17 protein-coding genes and 1 pseudogene are annotated in these 24,376 nt (G+C 69.7%); 7 read left to right on the plus strand and 11 right to left on the minus strand.

The features are described 5' to 3' along the window. Positions 1-6: 6 nt before the first annotated feature. Entirely contained in the window at positions 7-963 is a 957-nt protein-coding gene (locus ACIBJE_RS30250) for a phosphatase PAP2 family protein (protein ID WP_396753686.1), read from the plus strand. Between the two features lie 186 nt (positions 964-1,149). Here the strand turns inward: ACIBJE_RS30250 and ACIBJE_RS30255 are convergent, their stop codons facing one another. Continuing rightward, positions 1,150-2,163 (minus strand): endonuclease/exonuclease/phosphatase family protein, encoded by a 1,014-nt coding sequence (locus ACIBJE_RS30255; protein ID WP_396753687.1) that lies wholly within the window; start codon positions 2,161-2,163, stop codon positions 1,150-1,152. 835 nt (positions 2,164-2,998) lie between these two features. Between ACIBJE_RS30255 and ACIBJE_RS30260 the strand changes: the two genes are divergently transcribed. Further along, positions 2,999-3,757 carry a MerR family transcriptional regulator gene (locus ACIBJE_RS30260; protein WP_396753688.1) on the plus strand — a complete coding sequence of 253 codons (759 nt, stop codon included), beginning with the start codon at positions 2,999-3,001 and terminating at the stop codon, positions 3,755-3,757. 303 nt (positions 3,758-4,060) lie between these two features. Here the strand turns inward: ACIBJE_RS30260 and ACIBJE_RS30265 are convergent. The 6 genes and pseudogenes from ACIBJE_RS30265 to ACIBJE_RS30290 form a co-directional block, all read right to left on the minus strand. After that, positions 4,061-4,931, minus strand: a pseudogene (locus ACIBJE_RS30265) (phosphorothioated DNA-binding restriction endonuclease). Positions 4,932-4,965: 34 nt separating this feature from the next. Beyond that, the gene (locus tag ACIBJE_RS30270) at positions 4,966-8,040 is read right to left on the minus strand and encodes a DUF3427 domain-containing protein (RefSeq protein ID WP_396753689.1); all 3,075 of its coding nucleotides are present in this window, start codon (positions 8,038-8,040) and stop codon (positions 4,966-4,968) included. A 42-nt stretch (positions 8,041-8,082) separates the two neighbouring features. Beyond that, positions 8,083-8,517, minus strand: a complete 435-nt coding sequence (locus ACIBJE_RS30275) for a VOC family protein (RefSeq protein WP_396753690.1) — start codon at positions 8,515-8,517, stop codon at positions 8,083-8,085. 34 nt (positions 8,518-8,551) lie between these two features. Continuing rightward, the gene (locus ACIBJE_RS30280) at positions 8,552-9,637 is read right to left on the minus strand and encodes a macro domain-containing protein (RefSeq protein ID WP_088980447.1); all 1,086 of its coding nucleotides are present in this window, start codon (positions 9,635-9,637) and stop codon (positions 8,552-8,554) included. Further along, complete coding sequence (locus ACIBJE_RS30285) at positions 9,634-10,326, minus strand: DUF4433 domain-containing protein (RefSeq protein ID WP_396753691.1); 693 nt, start codon at positions 10,324-10,326, stop codon at positions 9,634-9,636. The genes ACIBJE_RS30280 and ACIBJE_RS30285 overlap by 4 nt, the downstream gene beginning before the upstream one ends. Positions 10,327-10,330: 4 nt before the next feature. Next, positions 10,331-11,929: a restriction endonuclease gene (locus tag ACIBJE_RS30290; protein ID WP_396753692.1), complete on the minus strand. Its 1,599-nt coding sequence runs from the start codon at positions 11,927-11,929 to the stop codon at positions 10,331-10,333. A gap of 346 nt (positions 11,930-12,275) precedes the next feature. Between ACIBJE_RS30290 and ACIBJE_RS30295 the strand changes: the two genes are divergently transcribed. Next, entirely contained in the window at positions 12,276-13,631 is a 1,356-nt protein-coding gene (locus ACIBJE_RS30295; protein ID WP_396753693.1) for an AAA domain-containing protein, read from the plus strand. A 329-nt stretch (positions 13,632-13,960) separates the two neighbouring features. Here ACIBJE_RS30295 and ACIBJE_RS30300 read toward each other — a convergent pair whose 3' ends face one another. Beyond that, a complete protein-coding gene (locus ACIBJE_RS30300) occupies positions 13,961-14,479 on the minus strand; it encodes a flavoprotein (protein ID WP_396753694.1) in 519 nt (172 codons plus the stop codon). Positions 14,480-14,885: 406 nt separating this feature from the next. Here ACIBJE_RS30300 and ACIBJE_RS30305 point away from each other — a divergent pair, with 406 nt between their 5' ends. The 3 genes from ACIBJE_RS30305 to ACIBJE_RS30315 all read left to right on the plus strand — a co-directional run bounded on the left by ACIBJE_RS30305 (position 14,886) and on the right by ACIBJE_RS30315 (position 17,485). Beyond that, entirely contained in the window at positions 14,886-15,788 is a 903-nt protein-coding gene (locus tag ACIBJE_RS30305) for a hypothetical protein (RefSeq protein ID WP_396753695.1), read from the plus strand. A 150-nt stretch (positions 15,789-15,938) separates the two neighbouring features. Further along, positions 15,939-16,841: a hypothetical protein gene (locus tag ACIBJE_RS30310; RefSeq protein WP_396753696.1), complete on the plus strand. Its 903-nt coding sequence runs from the start codon at positions 15,939-15,941 to the stop codon at positions 16,839-16,841. Positions 16,842-16,945: 104 nt separating this feature from the next. Further along, a complete protein-coding gene (locus ACIBJE_RS30315) occupies positions 16,946-17,485 on the plus strand; it encodes a GNAT family N-acetyltransferase (RefSeq protein WP_396753697.1) in 540 nt (179 codons plus the stop codon). Positions 17,486-17,494: 9 nt separating this feature from the next. Here ACIBJE_RS30315 and ACIBJE_RS30320 read toward each other — a convergent pair whose 3' ends face one another. The 3 genes from ACIBJE_RS30320 to ACIBJE_RS30330 form a co-directional block, all read right to left on the minus strand. Then, complete coding sequence (locus ACIBJE_RS30320) at positions 17,495-18,349, minus strand: aldo/keto reductase (protein ID WP_396753698.1); 855 nt, start codon at positions 18,347-18,349, stop codon at positions 17,495-17,497. Positions 18,350-18,434: 85 nt separating this feature from the next. After that, the gene (locus ACIBJE_RS30325; RefSeq protein ID WP_396753699.1) at positions 18,435-20,780 is read right to left on the minus strand and encodes an alpha-amylase family glycosyl hydrolase; all 2,346 of its coding nucleotides are present in this window, start codon (positions 20,778-20,780) and stop codon (positions 18,435-18,437) included. A gap of 155 nt (positions 20,781-20,935) precedes the next feature. Next, complete coding sequence (locus tag ACIBJE_RS30330; RefSeq protein ID WP_396753700.1) at positions 20,936-22,087, minus strand: endonuclease; 1,152 nt, start codon at positions 22,085-22,087, stop codon at positions 20,936-20,938. A gap of 269 nt (positions 22,088-22,356) precedes the next feature. Here ACIBJE_RS30330 and ACIBJE_RS30335 point away from each other — a divergent pair, with 269 nt between their 5' ends. Then, entirely contained in the window at positions 22,357-24,240 is a 1,884-nt protein-coding gene (locus ACIBJE_RS30335; RefSeq protein ID WP_396753701.1) for a metallophosphoesterase family protein, read from the plus strand. Positions 24,241-24,376: the final 136 nt, after the last annotated feature.

The raw sequence follows: 24,376 nt of genomic DNA on the forward strand, positions 1-24,376 counted from the left end.
CGAGCCATGGCGGTGTGGACCGTCGCCTTCGTCGCCGGTTGGTTGATCATTGGTTTGCCCACCGATCCCCTGTACGCATTCTTCTGGCTCTGGGCGCTCACCGTGGCGTGGCGTCCGCACCTGGCATGGCGAGTGCACATCGGCTTCGCCCGTGACTGGCTACCGGTCGTGATCCTGCTCGCCGTCTACAATTTCTCGCGCGGTTTCGCCTACGACGAGAACACCCGCCCGCACGTCACCGAGCTTATCGACGCCGACCTGTGGATGTTCGGCTGGCTCATCGGTGATCAGGTGCCGACGGTCTGGCTCCAGGAACGGCTGTACCACCCCGACCAGATCCTCTGGTACGACGTCCTGATCAGCTGGGTGTACTTCTCCCACTTCTTCGCCTCGCTCGGCGCGGCGGTGATCCTGTGGCTGACCTCCAGGTCCCGCTGGGCGGCGTTCATGCGCCGTTGGTTCCTGCTCAGCGCGGCCGGACTGGTCACCTACTTCCTCTACCCGGCGGCCCCACCGTGGTGGGCGGCCGAGTACGGTCACCTGGCCGACGAGGTGGCCCGGGTCTCCACCCGGGGCTGGCACGCGTTCGGCCTGCACGGTGCCGGCAACCTCCTCAACCTGGGTCAGCACGCCGCCAACCCGGTGGCCGCCATCCCGTCGCTGCACACGGCGTTCGCCCTCTTCGTGGTCCTGTTCTTCTTGCCCTCGGTACGTCGGCGCTGGTGGCCGCTGATGCTGGCGTACCCGTTGGCCATGACGTTCACCCTGGTCTACGCGGGTGAGCACTACGTCATCGACGTACTGGTCGGTTGGGCGTACGTGATCGGGGTCTTCCTCGTCGTCGCGCCTGGCGAACGCTGGTGGGCGGCACGACAGGCCCGGAGGCACGGGGGGCGGGACACCGCCGACGACCGACCAGCGGAACCGGTCGACCCCGACACCGCCGAGCGGGTTTCCCGCTGACGCGGTCTTCACCGTCGGCTGGTGATCGTCGGAGGGCGCACAAGCGACATGGTGACGAAGTGTCGACTTCGTCACCATGTCCCACCGCTACTTCTCCCGGATCCGGTGGGCGCCCGTGCCCGGCATGCCCCGACAGTCAGGTGCCCTGTCCGACGCGGCCACCGGATTAGGTGCTCTCCGTCGTGCCTACAGGGCGTTCAGCCGAACCAGCCACCCGTCCTTGTCGGTGTTGGTGAGGCCGAAACTCTGCGAACTGATGAAGGCGTGGTCGTTCGAGTAGATGGTGTGCTGGACGCCCCCGTCGCCCTTGCGGGTGTACCCCGAAGGGACGCAGTTCTGGACGTTCTCCGGGTCGGAGGTGTCGTATTCCATGTTGAGGTCGCCAGCCATGATGGTGCGGCCGGTGAAGCCCTCCTGGGAGAGGATGTAGGGCACGACGGTCGACATCATGATCTGACATTGTTGGAGGGCGATGGGCTCGCTCTCCGCCGAGAGGTGGGTGGCGCAGGCGAGGTGCAGATTGACGGCATAGACGCAGCCGAACGTGCGCTTCTCGTTCTTGGAGTCCTGCGGGGTGTAACGCCCGGAGTATGCGAAGGCACCCTGGTCGTGGCCGGCGGGGAATCGACCGATCACCGCGTTGCCGTACGCGCCCCGCCCGTCGGTGCACTGGTAGTCGCTTTGCGAGGATGCGTTGTAGGCCGGGGAGAAGAAGAGGTAGGTCGTGTCGTTCGGCCAGGCGTACGCGAGAGATTCCCAGAGGTAGCCGTCGACGTCCGAGGAGCAGACCTCGTTGAGCGTGACGACGTCGGGGGCGACGTAGTAGATCAGGTCGCCGCCCTCGATGATCGCCTGACCCTGGCGGTAGCAACCCGCCGTACCGCCGTTACACAGGTTGAGTTGAAGTGACCAGAACTCTCCGGTGACCTTGGCGGTCGAGTTTTCCGGGCGAACGGGGATTTCGCCCGCCCACCTGTTCTCACGCTTCTGGCGTTGCGCCGCGATTTCGCTGGGATTGGCACCGACCGGAGGCCGGACGGTCGTCGCGGATCGCGTGATTGCGGACTCCTGGGCAACCTTCTCGTCTACGGCTGGCGTCGCCTGGGCGGGAGCGGCGACAATGGTGAGGAGGAGCGCGCCGGCAGCGAGGGGGGCGACCAGGAGCCGGCGAAGTTTTGCGTGGACTCTGGGCTTGCGCATCGTTCTCCTTCACGACGTGGTGGTCGGAGGCAGTTGCGGTGCGGCCGGTCCGTGTCGATTCCGGACACGAGCAGCGGCTGCCCGAGTGCGCAGACTCAGGGGCACGCGCGAGCCCTGTCGGTGCGCGGAAATGCTCCACCGACATACAGAATCGATTTTTCCGGGCCAGCAGGTAGCGGATCCTGGGTTGATCCCTACCGGTTCACATCCCGTCGCACCGAACCAATCCGTTACTCCCTGTGGTGGGTAGAGTACTCACAGTGGTAATGGACAGTCAAGAGCGCCTATGTCCAGGATTGTGTCCCGTGAGTAGGCCGACCCGAGTCGCGGATAGCGGCGAGAACCGTCCTCAGTCGACATCCGACGAGCGGGGCGTCGGTTCCGGCGGCATCACCAGTCCGGGTGCCAGCGCCCCACAGGAGAGCGGTCGGCGGGTGGCGTGACCCCACCGGCGTCCGGAGGGGACTCAGGCAGCGACGACGCGGGTGCTGGCGTCCGTGTCGGCGGGGGAGCGGATGGGCGGACGCCCAGATCCGCATCCGATGGTCCCCGGTGTGCTCCCGGTACCCCATCGCCCCGCGTACAGCTACGGCGGCGCGCCCAGTCTCCCTGGGGCGCCCGGGTCTTCCGGCCGATGAGGCGCACCGTCGAAGCGGCTCGACGTGCCGGACGTACCGCTGCTTGGCGGAAGTTCACGTGTTGCCCGCCAGTCGCACGCCCCCGGTCCCGCCTCCCGACGGAAGCGGGGGTGTCGGTGGTGGTGGGGATCTCTCCGGCCGGGGTTGACCCTCACGTGACGGGAGGCGGGACCGTGGTTCCGGTGAAGGGAGGAACCATGACGCACACGGTGGGAGAGGTCGCCCGGTTGGCCCGGGTGACCGTGCGGACGCTGCACCACTACGACGAGATCGGGCTGCTCTCGCCGGGCGGGCGCACCCCGGCCGGGTACCGCTGCTACGACGACGCGGACCTGGATCGGCTCCAGCAGATCCTCTTCTACCGCGAGCTGGGGTTCCCGCTGGAAGAGATCGCCACCATCCTCGACGACCCGGGTGCCGATCCGGCGGCGCACCTGCGCCGGCAGCACGAGCTGCTGACGGTACGCATCAAGCGCCTGGCGGAGATGGTGACGGCGATCGAGTTCGCGATGGAGGCGAAGAAGATGAACATCCGACTCACGCCCGAGGAGCGGTTCGAGGTCTTCGGTGACTTCGACCCCGACGCGCACGCCGAGGAGGCGGAACAGCGCTGGGGCGGCAGCGAGGCGTACCGGGAGTCGACCCGGCGCACCGCCGGCTACACCAAGGCCGACTGGCTGCGGGTCAAGGAGGAGACGGCGGACTGGGGACGGCGGATCGTGGCGGTGATGGAGTCCGGCGCCCCGGCCGACAGCCCGGCGGCGATGGAGTTGGCCGAGGAACACCGGGCGCACATCAGCCGCTGGTACTACGAGTGCAGCTACGAGATCCAGACCGGACTGGCCGACATGTACCTCGCCGACCCCCGGTTCACCGCGCACTACGAGGCGATCAGGCCGGGGCTGACCGCGTACCTGAGCGAGGCGATCCACGCCAACGCGATCACCCGGTCCTGAAGGGTGTGCCGGGCCTTCCGGCGTCGGGCGTCCACCTGACGACGCTCGTGGTCCCGAGGATGCCCGACGGCCTGGTGCCGCCGGGCATCCGTACGGTGTCGTTCGATCAGCAGCCGGGACCGAAGCTGACGCGGACAAGGCGGGTGGCCCAGGCCCCGCCGAAGAAGTACTGCCGGGCGAGCAGCGCGCTCCGGCCGGCCGGGCAGCTGGCGCTGGCGACGAGCAGACCGTGGCGGTCCGGGACGCCTCAGTCCACAAGTACCGCATCTCCGCTGTCGAAGCCCCCTGACCGGCTGGGCGACGTCACCGCGCGGTGACGGCCAGCGGGGCGCCCTTGAACACCTCGCGGCGGTGCCAGGTGACGTGTTCGGCGGCCGGGCCGGTGTTGCCCGGACGACCCGGACGCACCTCGCGTCCGTGTAACTCGTAGACCGCCCGGCCGGCCGGCGTACGGGCGGTGAAGGCGTCCGACACCTCGATCCGCAGCGCCAGGTCCAGGCCCATCACACCGAGGTCGAAGAGCTTGTGGTGCAGTACGCACAGGGCCAGCCCGTTGCCCGGCTCGTCCGGCCCGTCGTAGGCGAACCAGCGGATGTGCGCCGCGTCGAGGCCGACCGAGGCGGAGCCGAGCTGGCCGTCGTACCCGCAGAAGGCGCACTGCCGGTCCCAGGCCGCCAGGACCGCGCCCCGCCAGCGCGGATCCCGCCGCCGGCCGCGCGTGGTGCCGACCGCCGTGCCGGCGGCCAGCACCACCTCCGGGTCCAGTCCGGCGGCGAGCAGCACGTCCGGTGCGACGGTGGTCGGGAAATGGCTCTCCACCAGGGTGCGGGCCACCGTGTGCAGCAACGCCGGGTCCCGGCGCAGTGCCGTCTCCAGCTCCGGCGCCAGCCGGCCGCTCGGGTTCCGCCCGGTGAGCGGCGTGATCAGATCCATCGGTACGTCCCGGTCGAGCAGCCACACCCCGTCGGTCCGGAGCCGGGTGAACGGGTATGCGGCGCTCTGCGTCCGCCCGGTACGCGACGCCGGGCCGAACTCGGCGATCAGGTCGCTCAACCGCGCGGGCCAGCAGCACCAGGAGAGGCTTGTGCGGCGCCCGCCGGCCCCGGTGCTGGTGCAGTCGCAACCCGGTGAGCCGGGCCAGCACCTCGTGCCTGATGTCCCCGCTGCTCGCCACCCTGTGATCATGCCAGCCGTCCGGAGTGGACGGCTCAGGCGGCGATGGCGCGGGCGGCAGCGTACACGTCGGCCGGGAGCGGGTGGGCCAGCTCCCAGAGGATCCGCATCGGCCGGTCCCCGCTGTGCTCCCGGTACGTCATCGGCCCCGCGTACAGGTACGGCGGCGCGCCCAGGTCACCGTCGGCGACCCGGCTCTCCCGCAGGAAGAGGTGCACCGTCGAGCCCTGGGCGGCGTGGTGGACGTACCGCTGCCCGGTCGGTGAGGCGGTCGACGTGGTGCTCTGCGACTCCCACTGGAACAGCCGGTCGGTGACCGCACGGTCGGCGTACATGGTGGTGGGGGAGTAGTGGCGCTCCGATTTCACCAGCGTGACGAAGAACAGGTCGGCCCGCTCCGCTGCCAGCCACTTCACCCCCTCCCGCAGCGATCCCGGATTGGGCATGCCGAACGCCGCGCACGCCTCGTTGCGGCTGTACCGGGCGTGCACCCGCAACGGCACGCCGGACGACGGCGACGGCCCTGGGACCCGGTGGATCCGCTCCCGCAGCACCTCGACCACCTGACGCAGCTCCGCGCAGCGGGCCGGCTCCGCCCAGAGCCGGACCAGCCGTTCCTCCCGCGACGACAGCGGGGCGTTCGGCCCCCACAGGTCGAAGTGCAGCATGTCCCAGCGCCGCCCCGGCTCCGGGCGGTCGCCCGCCGCGACCCGGGCCAGCAGGTCCAGCCGGTCGACGTCGTCGAGGTGCAGCATCCGACCGATCGCCCGGCCCAGCTCCCGGTCGTCCGGTCCCGGCGTCGACGTCTCGATGCCGGCGAGGCGACGCAGCCCGGTCCAGCCGCCGAGCGACGCGGACCGGTAGACGTCCTCGACCTCCAGCCCGGTCTCCCGCAGAAACCCGGCCAGGCTGACGTCCCCGAGCTGCCGCAGCTCCGCGACCAGACCCTTGCGAGAGGTGGGCAGGGCCGATCGCAGGTTGTCGAGCACGATGTTCTTGGCGACCCGGTCGAGCTGGATGTGACAGCCGCTCGGCAGCGTCGGGAAGTCCTGCTCGACGGCCTCCCGGACGGCCCGCCGGCTGACCCCGGTCAGCGCCCGCCAGCGCAGGTCGAAGCGGAAGTTGGCGTGCTGCCCGCCGATGAAGTCCAGCACCGTCAGACACGGCTTGTCGTCGTCCAGCCGCAGGCCACGGCCGAGCTGCTGAAGGAAGATCGTCGCGCTCTCGGTGGGCCGCAGCATCAGGATCGTGTCGACCATCGGCAGGTCGACGCCCTCGTTGAAGAGGTCGACGGTGAAGAGGACACGCAGCGTCCCGGCCCGGAAGTCCCGGATCAGCCCGTGCTGCGCCTCCCGGCCGACACCGGAGGTCACCGCCGCCGACGGGACGCCGTGCCGGGTGAACCAGTCGGCCATGAACTCGGCGTGCCCGATGCTGACGCAGAACCCGAGCGCCCGCATCCGGTCCACGTCGACGGCGTCCCGCACCGCCCGCAGCACCAGCCGCGCCCGCGCGTCGTTACCGGTGTAGACACCCTCCAGATCGGCCCGGTCGTAGCCTTGGCCGCGCTTCCAGCGCAGGTGCGACAGGTCGACGTCGTCGTGCACCCCGAAGTACTGGAACGGGGCGAGCAACTGCCGCTCCAAGGCCTCCCACAGGTGCAGCTCCACGGCGACCCGGCCGTCGAACCACCGCCGTACGTCGCCGCCGTCGGCCCGGTCCGGGGTCGCCGTCAGCCCGAGCAGGACGCGCGGTCGCAGCCGCTCCAGCAGTCGGGCGTACGTCGGCGCCTCCGCGTGGTGGAACTCGTCCACGATCACCATGTCGTACGCCCCGGGGACGACCTCCCGCCGGTGCAGCGACTGGATCGAGGCGAACACATGCCGCCAGTCTCGTGGTTTGTCGCCGGCGACCAGCATCTCGCCGAAGCTACCGTCGCCCATCACCTGGCGGAACGTGGCCAGGCTCTGTCGCAGGATCTGTTCCTGGTGCGCCACGAAGAGCAGCGAGTCGACCTGTCCGCTGCGGTGCAGGCGGCGGTAGTCCAGCGCGGCCACCACCGTCTTGCCGGTGCCGGTCGCCATCACCACCAGGTTGCGGTGCCGGCCGTGCACCTGCCGCTCCGCGTCCAGGCCGGCCAGAATCTCCGCCTGGTACGGGTACGGGCGTACGTCCAGGTTCGCGATCTGGGTGGACGCCGGGTCGGGACGCTCACCGCGCAGCGCCACCCTGAGCCGGTCCGCGTCCGCTGCGGGGTGGTAGCTCTCGAACGCCGGGTCGTTCCAGTAGTCCTCGAAGGTGGCGGTGAAAGTGTCGATGACGTGGGGCTGCTCAAGGTTGGCGATCCGCACGTTCCACTCCACCCCGTCGACCAGTGCCGTCCTCGACAGGTTCGACGAGCCGACGTACGCGGTGGTGGTGCCGTTGGCCCGGCGGAACAGCCACGCCTTGGCGTGCAGCCGGGTGGTCCGCGTCTCGTAGGAGACCTTGACCTCGGCACCCAACTCGGCCAGCCGGTCCAGCGCCCGCTGGTCGGTGGCCCCCAGGTACGTCGTGGTGATCACCCGCAGCCGGCCGCCGCGTCCGATCAGCTCCCGGACGGCCGGCTCCACGATCCGCAGCCCCTGCCACTTGATGAACGCGCAGAGCAGGTCGACATGGTCGGCGGAGGCCATCTCGTGGACGACCTCGTGCCCAATCCGGGGCTGGTGCTGCCCGTTCACCAGCAGGGCACCGGTGGAGAGCGGGGTGGCGGGACGCGGCGGGAAGATCGGCTGTGCGGGCGCGACGGGCGGGGCCGCGATGGCGTGCAGCAGGTTCTGGGCGTCGGTCACCTGGTCGCCGTGATCGGCCGCGCCGGGATCCAGCTCTGCGATCACGTCGGCGAGGCGGTTGGCCAACTCGACCTGCCGCGTGAGCCGATCGTCCCCGCCGGGGACGGCGTTCAGGGCTCGGCTGATCAGGGCGGCCAGGTGCCGGGTGAGGATCTGGTGCGCGTCGGCGGGATCGAGGCGACGGTGTTGGACCTGGGCAGGATCAAGGTGATGAAGGCGCTCGGCGAGCTCACGGGTGATCAGATGTTCGTAGATGCCCCGGGCCGGTTCGATCACCGGGGCACCGTAGCCGGCTTCGCCCGGGAACGCCGTTCCGGGTCAGGGCTGGCCGAAGTCGGGCAGGGTGAGCGAGCCGTCGGGGGCGAGCGTGAACCCGGAGTTGTAGGCGATCTCCCAGACGTGGCCGTCCGGGTCGGCGAAGCAGCCGGCGTAACCGCCGTAGAAGGTCTTCCGGGCCGGTTGCGTGATCGTCGCCCCGGCATCGGCCGCCTCGGCCAGCACCTCGTCGACCTCGTCCCGGGTACGGACGTTGTGCGCCAAGGTGATCCCGCCGAAGCCACCGTCGCCCCGGTCGGTGACACCGGCGTCCTCGACGAGCTTCCCGCGACTCCACAGCACGACGGCGAGGCCTCCGGCCTGGAGGAAGACGGTCTCCTCGACCTCCTGACCGTGCCAACCGAGCCGCTCGTAGAAGGCGCGGGCGCGGGCCAGGTCGGCGACGCCGAGGGTGATCAGGCTGATCCGCTGTTCCACTCCCGCACCGTACCGCCGACGAGCCGCTCGGTGGTCAGGACGACGCGGTCACCAGGGTTGGCAAGAGTTTCGTGGACTGCAACCTCTGGTAGGCGGCTGTGATGTGGGCAGACGTGAAGAGCCTGGCCTTCCGCCCGCTCCATGCCTGAACCCGGTGAATCAGCTCGCCCAGGTCGTTGGTCGCCGGGTCAACCCGGGCCCCGTAGTGGACGGTGGCGAGCAGTTCCAAGCTGTACGGGGCAGCGAAGCCGTCCACAAGTTCGACGAGTCGCTCGATCGAATCGGAGGATTCCGGGCTGTGTACCTCGAACCAGGTGGAAACGGCTTCCGATGTCCCTTCTGTGACGTGGATCGGCCGCAACTCCTCCGTTCGCGCGGAGCGGTCACCGAATCCGATCAGGTAGTGCCCCTCGAGGAGGTCGAGCACGTGGTTCAGCCGTTCCGCGTATGGACCGTACTGCCCTCGCACGAACGAGAGCCGCAGCGGCTCCCCGAGTACCTGGAGGAAGTAGGCGATCTTTTGGATCTCCAGGGTGGTGATGCCGTCCCTCGGTTCCACGGCCTGAGACCGTTCCAGGTACTGGTCGATCGCGCGGAGCAGGGTGGCACGCCCTCGGGTCAGTGGTGGCTTCTCGGTGGCGACAGGCATGTCGGCTGGCTCGGGAGGCCCCTCAGGCGGGAAGAGAAGGACTCGGACCTCGGGTAATTCAGCGAAAGCCTGCTCGATCAGCGGTCGGACCTCGTCCCATTCGAGTCCGCCGTTGCCGCAGCCGAGAGCCGGCACCGCGACCGAGCTGATCTGCCGTTCGCGTACCACTCGTATCAGGTCAACGAGACCCGCGCGGATGTCAGACAGCTTGGAGCTAGCCCGCCAGTGGCCCTTGGTCGGAAAGTTGATCACATAGCGGCGGCAGCCCACGAGGCCGGAGTCGAAGACGAACATCCTGCCCAATGTGACATCTTTCGCCGCGCAAGCAGTGCGGTACGCCCTGTAGTTGGCCGGGTGGGCGCGCTTGAACTGGAGGGCGATTCCCTTTCCCATGACGCCGACCGTGTTGACCGTGTTGACCAGGGCCTCCGCTTCGGCGGTGAGCAGGTTTCCGTGGCTGATGACTATCACCCTTGCACCTCCCTTCGCCCGAAGCCGTAGTACCAGTCCGGTCTGACACCAACGTACGCGTTGATGATGCCGGCGTCGCGGAGGACCTGCCTCAACTGCTCCTCCCGAGCCTGCGTCCGAACGGCGTAGCCGAGGATCAGGTCGAGCGGGAACTCCCGGTGCACGAGTAGCTCGGCCATCCGCCTCCGCATCCGGTCCTGGTCGTCTGGGGTGTTCTTCCAGACGCCTTCCCGCATCAGCGGCCAGTCAACCAGCTCCGCCAGATCTGGCAGCGAGTTGGAGAAGGACGTGAGCGCCGCGGCGCAGTTGCCGTCGCTGGCGACCCAGCTCAGCCGGGCGGCATGGACTCGGTCGACCGAACTCACGAGGTAGACCAAGGGATCATCCCCGCCGGGGTAACAGTTGGGTTTGCCGTCGCGGTGATCACAGGCGATGCGGTACATCATCGGGGAGCGTGGCGCGTAGTAGAAGGGTACGAAGTCCGCGACGACGCCGCCGGGTGGGCAGGGCACCTGCCGGGCTCGGCGGCTCGCCTTGATGGCGGCGGAGCCGACATCGGTTGCCAGGCGCTCACCCACCGCGTTGTCGGCGACGAGTCGCCCGGCGGCCAGGATCGCCGGCAGGTTGTGGATGTGGGTGAAGTGCATGATCTGTGCCCGATGCGGCGGGAGAACCTGCAGCGAAACCATCGAATCAGTCGAGCTCGCTGGGATCGATGCGGGCTTTCACCTCCGCGTGCTCGGCGAGCAGGTAAAGCAGGTTGGATCCGTCAATGAGTTCCAGCGGCTTCCCCGAGGCGAAATCGTACGACGCTGGACCATAGCCGCTGGTGGTAACCAAGATCCCCTTGGAGGCACCCTCGTTCTGTACGGTTCCGAAGAGGTCTCGCACTGACGAGACGTCGACCGTATTGCGGTACCGCTTGGCTTGGATCACCACCTTGCCCCCGAAAATCGGGCGGGGGTCGTAGGCGACACAGTCGACGCCGCCGTCCCGCGAGGGCCGAGTCTGCTTGGTGTCCAGACCCATCCTGGCAAAGAGATTCTGGATCAAGCTTTCGAACTCCGTGGGAGTCAGCTTGAGTAGATTGGGTCGCTGGTCGAGATCCGCCAGGACATCGACCTCGTCAACGAAACGCTTGTCCACCATGTCGAACTCGAGGACCGGCCGCACCGGAGCCAGGGCCTCTGGACGCTTCGAGACGGAGGCGTTCAGATGCTGAAGGCACGCCGTGGGCTGGACTTTGCTCAGGTTCAGCTCGGCGAACACCTCGCGGGTGGTGCGGAGTGTCACCAGGCAGGGGCGGACGGCAGCGCCGGTGCGCGGGTCTGTCGTGTGAACGATGCCGTTGTAGACAACCGTTTCCACGAGCCCCGACCGATCGGCTTCGAACATCTCGTGCACCGTGCGGAGCGTCACCTGGGCGACGATGTCCGCGTACCGTTCCCTGATCTCCTTGGCAGGACGAGCGGTTGTGGTGATCTCGTCTCGTGCCTTCACGTAACGGTACTCGCGTATGGCGGGCACCACCTCCATGGTCGGAAGGTGGTATTCGACGATGAGCTGACGCGATTCCGGCACGTAGGCCAGTCGGTACTGCTGAGGAAAATCGTCGGGGTACACGGAGTTGCTCAACACCATGCCGAAGTACTCGACGACCTCAGCCGGATCACCCGCAGCGACCGCCGCTGCGAACCGCTCAACCTCCGCGTTGTGTGTGGCTACCTCTGCCTCAACCTTCTCGCGATGCTGCTGGTACCGCTGGTACGCGGCGGCCAGCCGCCGCTGTCGGTCAGCCTCGGCTGTGGCATGCTGCGCTTGAGCCTGACCGAACGCGTGCTGAGCCAGGTTCACCTGTTGCTGGTACTTCGCCTGTCCGCCGAACAGCTTGCCGAGCCCACTGGGCTGCGGCGGTTCGAAATGGCGCCAATCAGGGGGTGGTAACGGGTTGCCGAGGGAGCCTGGGTTGAAGGCCGGATGCTCTACCGACTTCTTCAATCTGCCAAAGTCGATATGATCATCTACGGTAAGGGTAGCCGTGAGTAGATTGTCGAGCTCCTCAAGGTGGCCCAGCAGTTCTGAGTTGTTCGCGGCGACCTCGGCCAGGCGCGCCTCAACGTAAAGTCGTTTGCGTTCCCGCGCGTCTGCCGCCGCTGCGCGCTCTGCAGCTTTTCGGGCGCTTTCCGCCGCCCGGACCAACTGCTGGTGATGCCGGTGGGCGGCAGCCTGAGCCTGCCGCTGTGCGCGCACCTGGCGTGCATGCGCCCGCTGCATCTCCCGGATGATGCCCACGTGCCGTCCTTGTGAAGTGAGGGTTGGGAAGCCGACACGATAACGAGGGGTCGTGTTTGAGGTTGCCCTGTGCTGCGCCGGTCACCGAGGGAAGATGCGAGTTGGCTCCGCGCCGCTGAGGAAAGTGCCAGGTCCCACCGAGGATGCGCCCAAGATGTCGGATCTTGGACAGCGTCCCGTTTTCCGGCGTGGCTCCCTCGGCTTCCCGGTCGGCCTGGAGGTGTCGGTTCCACTGCACGCGCGGCAAGGGCCGCTCGGGAGCAGGTTGGCCGCATTGCACAGGAATCCGGTCTATGGCCTGCTCATCGGTAAGGTCACCAGGGCCGCCTTGAGGAAAGTGGGGACGATGCGGACTGCTCTGGATCTGCCGCCGGGGGTCGAGGCGGAGCGGGTCATCACCGCCGTCCTGGCCGACCTGCGCTCGGGCGACCACCGGGGCGTGGTGGTCGACTCGCCGCCCGGGGCCGGCAAGTCGACGCTCGTCGTCCGGGCCGCCGTCGAGCTGGCCGAGGCCGGCGAGCCGCTGATCATCATTGCGCAGACCAACGAGCAGGTCGACGACCTGATCGACCGCCTCGCCCGAAAGGCCGCCGAACTGCCGATCGGCCGGCTGTCGGCCGCCGACTACCGGCCGACCGAGCGGATCAGGGCCCACGAGACGGTCCGGGTCGCCGCGAAGGTCGCCGACCTCGGCGGTCCGGCCGTCATCATCGGTACGGCCGCCAAGTGGGCCACCGTCGCCGACGGCTCCTGGCCGTGGGCGATCGTGGACGAGGCGTACCAGATGCGGTCGGACGCCCTGTTGCGCGTGGCCGGCAGGTTCGAGCGGGCCCTGTTCGTGGGGGATCCCGGCCAGCTCGATCCGTTCTCGACCGTCGAGACCGCCCGCTGGACCGGGTTGACCTGGGATCCGATGCAGTCCGCCGTGGCGGTGCTGCTGCGGCACAACCCCGACCTGCCGGTGCACCGGCTGCCGGTGTCGTGGCGGCTGCCCGCCTCGGCGGCCCCGGTGGTGGCGGCGGCCTTCTATCCGTTCACCGGATTCCGCGCCGGGACCGGGCCGGACGACCGGGTTCTGACGTTCACCGAGGCCGGGCCGGGTGACGCGCTCGACGCGACGGTGGAGCTGGCCGCGTCGTCGGGCTGGGCGCTGCACGAGCTGCCGGCCCGGCACACGCCGCGCACCGACGGGGAGGCGGCAGCCGCGTGTGCCGCGCTGGCGCTGCGGGTGCTGCAACGCGGCGCGGTGGCGTACTCGTCGGGGGAGACGTCCCCGGTCGACGCGTCCCGGATCGCCGTCGGGGCCGCGCACCGCGACCAGGTCGCGGCAATCCGCGCGCGGCTCGGCGAGGCCGGGGCGGGCATCACCGTCGACACCGCCAACCGGCTCCAGGGCCGCGAGTACGACGTCACGATCGTGTTGCACCCGCTCTCCGGCCGGCGGGACGCGACCGCGTTCCACCTGGAGTCGGGGCGACTCTGCGTGCTGACGTCCCGGCATCGGCACGCCTGCATCGTGGTCGCACGGGCCGGGATCGCGGAGCTGCTGGACGCCCACCCGTCCACCGAGCCGGTCCACCTCAACGTTCCGGTCAAGTTCCCGGACGGCTGGGAAGCCAACCAGGGAATCCTCTCGGCCCTGAAGCGGTACCGGCAGGATTCGCACATTCTGTCCGTTCCACAGTGCCCGGTCGGGCCATAGGGTCGCGAGGCTGATCCGTAGATCAAGTCAATCGGGAGGTTGGCCGTTGAGTCGCCAGGTTTCGTATCTGATGACGGCGGCCAGCCTCGGCGCTCTGTTGTCGCCGCTCGCGCGAGCGGTCACCGTCGGCGGGATCACGTGGGTCACGAAGAACCGGGTGGTCCGCGAGGGTGTCGTGCACGTGGACACTGCGAGGCGTGCCCGCCCACCGCATCCACCTGCCCGACGCCCACTGACGCTGCGCGACCTGGGTCCGGACGCGCACCAACAAAACCCTCTACACATCGTGGGGATCTGTAGAGGGTTTTGCCGTGGTCGGAGAAGGTGCATCACGCGGCGGAGCGGCGTACACGGGTGGGGCGGAGGATGCCGACGACCGGTTGCCAGCCTTCCCGGTCCGGGTCGGGCAGGTCGGTGACGACGACGCCGGCCTGCTCCAGCAGGCGGCGGTTGCCGGCGTAGGCGGGGTGGTTGCCGAGGCCACGGCCGACGTACGGGAAGGCATGCACCGGCAGGCCGGCGCCGAGCGCCCCGTTGAGGACGCCGAGGGCGACATTGTCGTTGATGCCGTTCGCCCACTTGTTCATCACGTTGAAGGTGGCCGGCACGACCGCGACGGCGTCGGCCACGGGGTGCGGCTCGGGGTCGCCGGGGAGCCGCCACTCGACGCGCACCGGGTGGCCGGTCGCCTCGGCGAGGGCTTCGCGGTCGAGCCAGGTCGCCGCGGTCGGGCTGAGGATCAGGCAGACCGTCCAGCCGTCGGCGATCAGCAGGTCGACGAGGGCGGGGATGCCACGGGCGGGGCCGGCGGCGGAGACGACCAGGTGCAGCACGGGTGCGCGGCTCATGCCGTCCACCGTAGGGGACGCACACCGTGGGCCAGCCGGAACGGGCTCGACAGTGCACCCGGTCTGCCGTCGTCGGGTGAGTGGACGCAGTCCTCGGGCGACACGGTGCCGTCAACTCCGGGCACCCTCGCAGTGACGACGTTGAACGCCGTCGGAGCGACCATGACCACGGTGGTCGCTACCAGTTCACCCTCCCCGAGCGGGGGCGGCCACCCGCGTTCCGGCTTCCGAGCCGGCTGTGCGACATGCGGGTGGTGTCGGACGAGGGAGGAGCAGTCGATCGTCTGGCGTGGTCATTGCTCGAATGACGCCGGGGCGTCCGACTGCTCGCGGTAATCGGGTCAGCCAAGAAGTCCGGTCTCCGGGGCACGTGGTGCCGCGACCGGACGGACGAAAAGGAGCAACGATGTCAGATCAGACACGCTTCCGGCGCTTCGGAGCCCCAGCGTTCGTCTTCGTGCTCGTCGGTGCCTTCGTGGGTGTGGTCGCTCCCGCGAGCCCGGCATCGGCCGCCGTCCCCGGCCTGATGAGGATCTCCGCGACCAGCACCCTGACCTCCAACAACTACCAGAGCGCCACCGCCGTCTGCCCGGTGGGCAAGGTGCTCCTGAGCGGGGGGTACGAGATCGTCGGCGCGTCCGGTGAGGTGACGATCGACGATTTCCGTCCCAACGGCGGTCCCACCACCGCACCGACCGCGATCACGGTGGGGGCGTACGAGGTCGACGAGTTCCCCGACGTCTGGATGGTCCAGGCCTTCGCGGTCTGCGCCAACCCGGTGGCCGGGCTGGTACGCGTCTCGGTGACCAACGGCGGCGACTCGTCCGATGTCCACTCCACCATCGCCACCTGCCCGACGGGCAAGCAGCTGACCGGCGCCGGCTTCGAGATGCAGGAGGTGGTCGGCAAGGCCATGGTGGACGACCTGCGTGCCAACGGCACGTCCATCACCGCTCCGACCGCGGTCGACGTGCGGGCGTACGAAGCGGACCCCTTCTCCGGCCCCTGGTCGTTGACTGCCTACGCGATCTGCGCGAATCCGCTCCCCGGCCTGGTGCAGATCACCATGTCCAGCACCGGCGGCTCGGACGACTTCCGCAGCGCCACGGCCAACTGCCCGGCCAGCAAGGTGCTGGTCGGTGGTGGGTACGAGGTGCGGGAAGGGTTCGGTGAGGTCGCGGTGGACGACTTCACCCCCAACGGTGGCCCGGCCACCGGACCGAGCAGCATCATCACGGGCGCCTTCGAGGAGGACCCCTACAGCAACGACTGGTCGATTCGGTCCTACGCCATCTGCGCGACGATGTGACGCCGTTTCACCGCGCCTTCGGTGACCCCTTGTAGTCGGATCCCCAGCCGGCTCCGGGCCGGCTGGTCACCCCACGTCAATGCGCCACGGCCACGATCCCCGGCACCCCGCGACACACGCGGTCACCGGGGGACGGAACAGGAGTAACGCATGTCAGATCAGACAGGGTTCCGGCGCCTCGGAACCCGAGGGCTCGTCCTCGTGCTCGGTGTCGCCGTCGCGGTTATGGCCGCTCCGGCGGGTCCGGCCTCGGCCGCTGTCCCCGGGCTGGTGCGGATCTCCGCGACCAGTCCCAGCAACTCCAACGACTTCCGCAGCGTCACCGCCACCTGCCCGGTCGGGAAGGTACTGGTCGGCACGGGTTATGAGATCACCGGTGGGCTCGGTGAGGTGGTGGTGGACGACTTCAGTCCCAACGGTGGGCCCGCCACCGCTCCCACCGCCCTGACGGTGGGGGCGTACGAGGCGGACCCGACCACCGCGAACTGGATGGTCACCGCGTACGCCGTCTGCGCGAACCCGCTGGCCGGGTTGGTGCGGATCTCGGCGGCGAGCAGCACGGACTCGAACCCCTTCCACAGCGCCACCGCCGCCTGTCCCACCGGCAAGGTGATGACCGGTGCCGGATTCGAGCTGACCGGGGTGACCGGTGAGGGCGTCGTGGACGACTTCCGTCCCAACGGCAGCGTCGTCAGCGCGCCGACGGCGGTGACCGTGGGGGCGTACGAGTCGGACACCTTCGTCGGCAACTGGACGGCCACCGCGTACGCCCTCTGCGCGAACCCGGTTCCCGGCCTGATCCGGGTCGCCGCCACCAGCGCGCTGAACTCCGACGACTTCCGCAACGTCACGGCCACCTGCCCGAACGGCACGTTGCTGACCGGCGCGGGGTTCGAGGTGAACGGCGCGACCGGCGAGGCCGTGGTGGACGACTTCAGCCCCAACGGCGGTGCGGCGACCGCCCCGACGTCGGTCATCTCCGGGGCGTACGAGGAGGACGCCTTCGCCGGCAACTGGGACCTGCGGTCGTACGCCATCTGCGCCGACCGCTGAGGACGGATCCGACGTCGGTGCCGCTCCCGTCGCGGGGGCGGCACCGATGTCGCCGGGAGGATGGGCTTCACTGTCGGGAGACGAATCCGACGGGAGGAGCCGTGGTGGACCTGGTTCGCATCGAGCCGTGGCAGGAGGACGACCTCGACCTGCTTCGGCAGATCAACACGCCGGAGATGAAACGGCACGTCGGCGGCCCGGAGAGTGAGGAGAAGGTGTTCGCCCGGCACCGGAGGTACGTGGACTTCGCCGGCACCGGCCAGGGCTGCATGTTCCGGGTGGTGTCGCTGCCGGAGGGCGAGGCGGTCGGCAGCATCGGTTACTGGGAACGCGTCTGGCACGGCGACACGGTCTACGAGATGGGCTGGTCGATCCTGCCGGCGTACCAGGGGCGGGGACTGGCCACCGCGGCGCTCGGGGCCGCCGTCGCCCAGGTCCGCGCCCGACGTACGCACCGTTACGCCCACGCCTTCCCGTCGGTCGACAACGTCGCGTCGAACGCGGTCTGCCGCAAGGCCGGGTTCACCCTGCTCGGCGAGACCGACTTCGAGTTCCCGCCCGGTCAGCTGATGCGCTCACACGACTGGCGGCTGGACCTCACCACCGGACCGGATCGACCGCCGGGGCAGCCCGAGGCAGGCTGAGCCCGGGGCTCAGGCGGGCATCCAGTCGAAGGTGTCGGGGTGCGCGCCCTGGCGGCCGGTCTCGCCCCGGTCGAGAGCGCTGATCCGGGACATGTCGTCGTCGTCCAGCGTGAAGTCGAAGATCGCGATGTTCTCGGCGATCCGTTCCGGCGTGACCGACTTGGGGAAGACGACGTCACCGCGCTGGATGTGCCAGCGGAGCACCACCTGGGCCGGGCTGCGGCCCAGCCGCCCGGCGATCTCGGTGACCACCGGGTCGCCCAGCACCTTGCCCTGGGCGATCGGCGACCACGCCTCGGTGACGATGCCGTGCTCCCGCCCGTACGCCCGGACCTGTTCGTTGCCGAAGTACGGGTGCACCTCGACCTGGTTCACCGCCGGTGGGGTGTCCGTCTCGGCGGCGAGCCGCTCCAGGTGCGGCACCTGGAAATTCGACACGCCGATCGAGCGGGCCCGGCCGTCCGCCCGGCACTCCTCCAGCGCCTTCCAGGTGGAGACGAAGTCGCCGTCGTAGAGCGTCGGCAGCGGCCAGTGGATCAGGAACAGGTCGACGTAGTTGAACCTCAGTTCGTCGAGCGTCGACTGGATCGCCTTGCGGGCGTCGTCGGGACGGTGGAAGGCGTTGCTGAGTTTGCTGGTGACGTAGACGTCCTCCCGTTCCAGCCCGGAGGTCCGGATCGCCTGCCCGACCTCGGACTCGTTGCCGTACATCTGGGCGGTGTCGATGTGCCGGTAGCCGACCCGCAGCGCCTCGCGTACGGCGGTGACGGTGTCCCGTGGTTCGACCTGGAACACCCCGAAGCCGAGCTGCGGGATGGTGTTGCCGTCGTTGAGCGTGATGTCCGGAATCGTGTTGGTGGCCATGCCGCTCCCTCTGCGCCTCGTGCGGTCTTCCGGGCTGTCCTACCCCGGTCGTCGTCCGGTTCACCTGCGACGAGGCGCGATCTCCCTAGCGGGCGACCAGGAGGAGCAGGCTGCGACCGCGCAGCAGGTAGCTGGTGCCCTGGCCGCCGATCAGCGCCTCCGACCCGGGTACGGCGACCTGGTTGGGTCCCTCCGCCCAGGTGGCGGTGTCGGTGACGCGGTACCACTGTTTCCCGGCACCGGGTGACGGGAGGGTGAAGTTCACGTCCCCGGACCAGCCGTTGTAACCGACGTAGACGGCCGACGCCGGGTCGCCGAACTCGGTGCCGTCGATCCGCCAGCCGAGGGCGTGGTTGCCGGCGTTGCCCCAGTATGCCCCGTCGGGGCTGGTGCCGGCCGGGGTGAACCAGGCGAGCTGGGGCATCCCGTTGCCGTTGGTGTCGGCGGCGGAGTAGAAGTTCGCCGGCCGCAGCGCCGGGTGCGCGTGGCGGAAGGCGGCCAGCCGGGAGGCGAAGGTCCGGAAGGTGGTCTGGTCGGCGGTCGGGCTCCAGCCGAGCCAGTTCGCCGACGAGTCCAGGTTGTACGGGTTGTTGTTGCAGCGCATCCCGCGCAGCACCTCGTCCCCGCCGGTGATCATCGGGGTGCCGGCGGAGAGCATCAGGAACGCGTGTCCGTTGCGGGCCGCCCGGCGCTGGTCGGCGGCGTTCCCGCCGTGGTCCCAGGAGATGTTGTCGTCGCTGCCGCCGTCGGAGGGCCCGTACGGCCACGCCTGGTTGTTGTTCTTGCCGTTGCAGGCGTACAGGTCGGCCAGGGTGAACCCGTCGTGGGCGACCATGAAGTTGACCGAGTTCCACGGCCGACGGCCGTCGTCGCCGTACAGGTCGGAGGAGCCGGCGAACCGGTCGGCGAGTTGGCCCGGGGTGACCGCGGTGACGCCGAGCTTGTTCTGGTCCCGGCGCAGCGTGTCCCGGTACTGCCCGTTCCACTCCGACCAGCCGACGGGGAAGTTGCCGACCTGGTACGTCCCGTCGCCGAGCGCCCACGGCTCGGCGATCCAGTCCACGCCCGCGCCACCGCCGGCCGGGCGGGGCGGCATCTCCCGGGTGATCCGGTTGAGCGCGGTGTTCGGGTCGGTCCTGTTGTAGTTGAAGCAGCCGTGCTGGCAGGTGTTGCCGAGCACGGAGGCGAGGTCGTGCCGGAACCCGTCGACGCCGAGCGTGTTCTTCCAGTACGCCAGCGAGTCGACGATCAGGTCCTGGGCGACCGGGTGGTACGTGTTGTAGTTCCCGCCGACGCCGGTGTTGTCCCAGGAGGACTGCCGGTCGGCGGTGAGCGAGTAGTAGGTCGGGTTGTCCAGCCCGCGCCAGGAGACGATGTCGTAGACGTTCGACCCGCCCGCGTTGTAGACCCCGCCCTCGCCGGTGTGGTTGTAGACCACGTCGACCAGCACCTTGATCCCGGCGTCGTGGAACGCCTTGACCATCTGCTGGAACTCACGGGTGGGCCCGCCGGGGGAGCGGTCGTAGGCGTATCGGCGGTCCGGGGCGAAGTAGTTCAGGGTCATGTAGCCCCAGTAGTTGTCGCCCGCGGTGCTGGTCGGGTCGACGTCGATGGTGTCGTTCTGCGTCTCCTGCAACGGCAGGAACTCCACCGCGGTCACCCCGAGCGAGGCGAGGTAGCCGGCCTTCAGCGCGGCCCCCCGGTAGGTGCCCCGGTAGGCGGCCGGGACCGACGGGTCGTTGCGGGTCAGCCCGCGCAGGTGCACCTCGTACACGAGGTCGTCCTTGAGCGCCCGGGTGGGTTTGCTGCCGACGTTCGCCGTGGTGGCGGCGAGGACGATTCCCTTGGCCGCGTGCGGGCCGCTGTCGATGGTCCGGTACGCCGGCCCGGAGGCGTACGTCGTGGAAGTGGTCATGCCGGGCCGCAGCGGGTCGTGGCTGATCTCCCGGGCGTACGGGTCGAGCAGCAGCTTGTTGGGGTTGAACCGGTTGCCGGCGGCGTCGACGTCGGCGACGAAGCCGGCCGAGGAGCCCTTGGTCCAGGCGCTGCTGTACGGCCAGTTCGGCCCCCAGGCCCGGTAGCCGTAGTAGACGGTGCCGGTGACGCCGGCGGCCCGCAGCGCGGCGACCTCGACGGTGGCACCGAACACGCCGGAGGAGTCCCGGGTGAGCACATAGCTCGCGTTCTCGCCGGTGCCGGTGGGAGTGGCGTAGACGTTGACGGTCATCCGGGTGGCGGCGGCGGAGTGGACCCGGAAGGTGATCCGCGACCCGCTGCTGTCGTAACGTGCGCCGAGGGCGCGGGCGTCGATCGCGGCGGCGGCCGGCGGCGCGGCGACCATGGGCGCGACCAGGGCAGCCACGGCGGTCAGCGCGGCGGCGAGTCCGGCGGCGAGGGCGGCCCGGGTACGCCGGGCGCGAGGTGCGGGCATGGGCCTTCTCCGACGTCCGAGGTCCGGGTGCCGCAAGAACTTGCAGCGATTTCCGGAAAGATAACAGTCGATCTCGACGCGGTAAAGCCTCGGCTTTCGTCGATGTGCCACGGCCGGTCCCGGAGCGGGGGTCCGGGACCGGCCGCGAGCGGGGGTCAGCCCCAGATCGAGGCGGCCCACTCCGGGTGGTCGACGAACGGGTTGCGGTTGCCCTGCCACTGCTCGTAGATCCGCTGGTTGCGACGCTTCTCGAAGGTGTCCGGCGGGTCGGCCTGGTGCCACTGGAGCAGCACCGACATCTTCCCGTGGTACGGCGCGCTGCCGTTGTTGACCGAGTTGTTCAGCTCCAGGTTCGGCCAGCCGTCGTTCCCCTCGTACCGGATGGCCATGTACATGATCATCCGGGCGACGTCGCCCTTGACCGCGGCACGCGGCTCGAAGGAGTCGGCGTCGGTGTAGTTGCCGGGGGCCTCGCCGACCGGGCTGCCGCCGTTGTCGAAGTCCTTGTTGCCCCGGGTCGAGTTCACCGAGACGTCGGTCGGGCGCAGGTGGTGCACGTCGGTGCCGGGGCCGGTCGAGGTGCCGAAGTCGCCGTGCGACTTGGCCCAGACGTGCTCGCGGTTCCAGTCGTTCGCCCCGCCGCCGTTGGTGCTCTTGCTCTGCGAGCGTCCGGTGTAGAGGAGGATGACGTTGTTCGTGTTCGCCGGGTCCTGGTCGGTGTCCTTGAGCGCCTCCCACACCTGGTCGTAGGAGAGCTTCGTCTGCACCTTGATGATCGAGTGCAGCGAGCTGCGCAGCGCGCTGCCGGTCTTGCCGATCGCGTCGGCGTAGTACGTCGGGTCGTAGTCGCCGCCCGGGGCGGTGCTGGTCGGACGGGGCGTGGGGGACGACGTCGGCGACGGCGCGGTGGTGCCGCCGAGGCTCATCGCGGTCGGGCTCTTCAGCCCGCCGTGGCTGAAGTACGCGGTCAGCGTGCCGGTCGTGGTGACCTGCTTCCCGCGTAGGTCCGGGTTGGTGAGCAGCCCGAACGTGTTCCGGTACGCGCTGGTGACCTGGACGTAGAGCATCCGGCTCGCACTGGTCTCGGCGGTCGAGTCGGCGATGGCGATCGCGGTGTCGGCGGTGAAGCCGGACCGGAGGACCGTCGTGGTCGAGGTGGGCTGGCCGATGACGTATCCGGTCACGGTCGCCGTGCGGCCGTCCTGGGCGGCGAGCGCCTGGGCCACGGTGAGAGCCGTCGCGGCCGAGGCGGAGGTCACCACGACGGGTACCGCCACCGCGACGGTCAGTGCGACGGCAGTGATCATCCGTCCGGTTCGCGAGCGTGTGATGCTCCTAATATTCATGCCCAGCGATGCTATCGGCATCGATGTGAACAGCGGGAGATGCACGGGGCAACATTCCATGCCGGATCTGCGGGCGTCGGCCGTGCGGCGACGGTGGCGGCGTCGGCCGGTCACCCCCCGTGGCGGTCGACGGATCGCCGGTGGTCGGCGCAGACCGGTTCACCGGGCCGCGCGGTGCCGTTCACCCGCACGGGGTACGCCGGTCAGACCTCTTTGCTGAGGTGCAGGTCATGACCGAGAACCACACTGACCGCTCCGCCACCGACGACGACTCCGGAAGTCTCACCCGCCGTAACGTCCTTGCCCTCGCCGGTGGTGCCGCCGTGGCCGCCGGTGTGGTCGGCGGCGGGGCCGCGCCCGCCGTCGCCGCGCCGCGCCCCACCGAACCGGACGACGCTCCCACCCCGCGCCTCGGCGGCCGGCCGCTGCTCTGCGAGCCGTACCTGCTCGACCCGCAGTCGAGCGGCGTCCACGTCGTCTGGCACACCGAGGAGCACGGCACCACCCAGGTGGTGCTGGTCGGCTCGGCGGTCGCCACGCTCGACGACGGGGCCGCCCTCGACGCGGCCACCGGCCGCCGGGCCGCCGGCTCCGGCTGGCGTCGGGTCGCCGCCGAGACCACCCGACTGAGCCGTACCCGGGAGGACGCCTCCTCGGCGGTCCCCGGCCGGACGTACAGCGCGGTGCTGGACCGGCCGGTGTACCGGCACCTGGCCCGGGTGACCGGCCTGCGGTCCGGCGAGCGCACGCCGTACCGGGTGGTCTCCGTCGACCACCTGGGACGGGCCACGGTCACCGCCGCGTACTCCCTGGCCCCGGCGGTGCCCCGGCGCAAGCCGGTGCGGCTGCTGCTCACCAGCGACCACCAGCTCAAGACGATGACCCCGGCCAACCTGGAGAAGGTCGCCGAGACCGCCGGGGTGCGCCTGGACGGCATCCTCGTCGCCGGGGACCTGGTCAACGTGCCGGACCGGGCCAGCGAGTGGTTCGACAGCACCACCGGGCTGGCGTTCTTCGCCGGGCTGACCGGCCGGGCCGAGCGCGTCGTCGCCGGACGCACCTACCGGGGCGCGCCGCTGGTCCAGCACTCACCGATCTTTCCGGCGATCGGCAACCACGAGGTGATGGGGCGCTGGTCCGACACGGCCGGCCTGGACAGCCAGTTCAACGACCCGCAGCCGATCGAGGTGGCCCGCCGCCGCTGGCGGGAGACCCGCCCGAGCGGCATCGACGAGGAGACCTGGCTGGCTGAGCACTCCTGGGACGTCACCACCTACGAGGAGATCTTCCCGTACCCGCGCAGCGCCGAGGGCGGGCCGCGCTGGTGGTCCCGGACCATCGGCGACGTGCACCTGGTCACCCTCTTCGCCACCCAGATCTGGCGGTCGGGGGCGGCCAACACCCGGGGCAAGTTCTCCGAGAACCCGGCGGACCTGGCGGACGACGCGAAGTGGGGCTACGGGCAGTTCATCTTCGAGCCGGTGAAGAAGGGCTCGCGGCAGTACCGCTGGTTGGAGAAGGAGTTGGCCTCCAGCGCGGCCCGGCAGGCGAAGTACCGGGTGGTGATGTACCACCACCCCGGCCACGGCCTGGGGGACAACTCCGCGCCGCCGTTCACCGATCCGGTGCAGGAGATCACCCGGAATCCGGCCACCGGCGCGGTGACCGGAGTGCGCTACCGCTACCCGCTCGCCGACGACCACATCCTGCGTGACCTGGAGCCGCTCTTCTCGGCGGGCGGGGTGAACCTGGTCCACAACGGCCACTCGCACCTGTGGAACCGGTTCCGCAACGCCGACGGGGTGAACTGGCTGGAGACCTCGAACGTCGGCAACAGCTACGGCGCGTACGACCCGTCCAGCGGGACATCGCGCAACCTGCCGGAGAGCCCCGACCACGTCCGGCAGGGCGACCCGGGAGGCCTGACCCCGGTGGTGCCGACCGTCGCGCCGCTGACCGACGCCGCCGGGAAGCCGCTGCCCTACGTGGCGAGCAACGACATCACGGTGTTCTCACTGCTGGACTCGGCGGCCGGGGTGGTGCGTTCGTACCGCTTCGACACCCGTCAGCCGGACTCGGCGGTGGTGCTCTTCGACGAGTTCCCGCTCGCCTGACCTGCCTGCGGAGTGGGGCGGGCCCGGCCCCCCGCCCCCCCCCCGCCGGGGGTACAGAAAAACGAAAATACGATAAAAAAATACAGCCCGACGTGTTTGAACTCCTCCCGCCCCGCGACCAAAACGAGGGCGAGAA

Source organism: Micromonospora sp. NPDC050187, from assembly GCF_044459745.1.
GTDB lineage: Bacteria > Actinomycetota > Actinomycetes > Mycobacteriales > Micromonosporaceae > Micromonospora.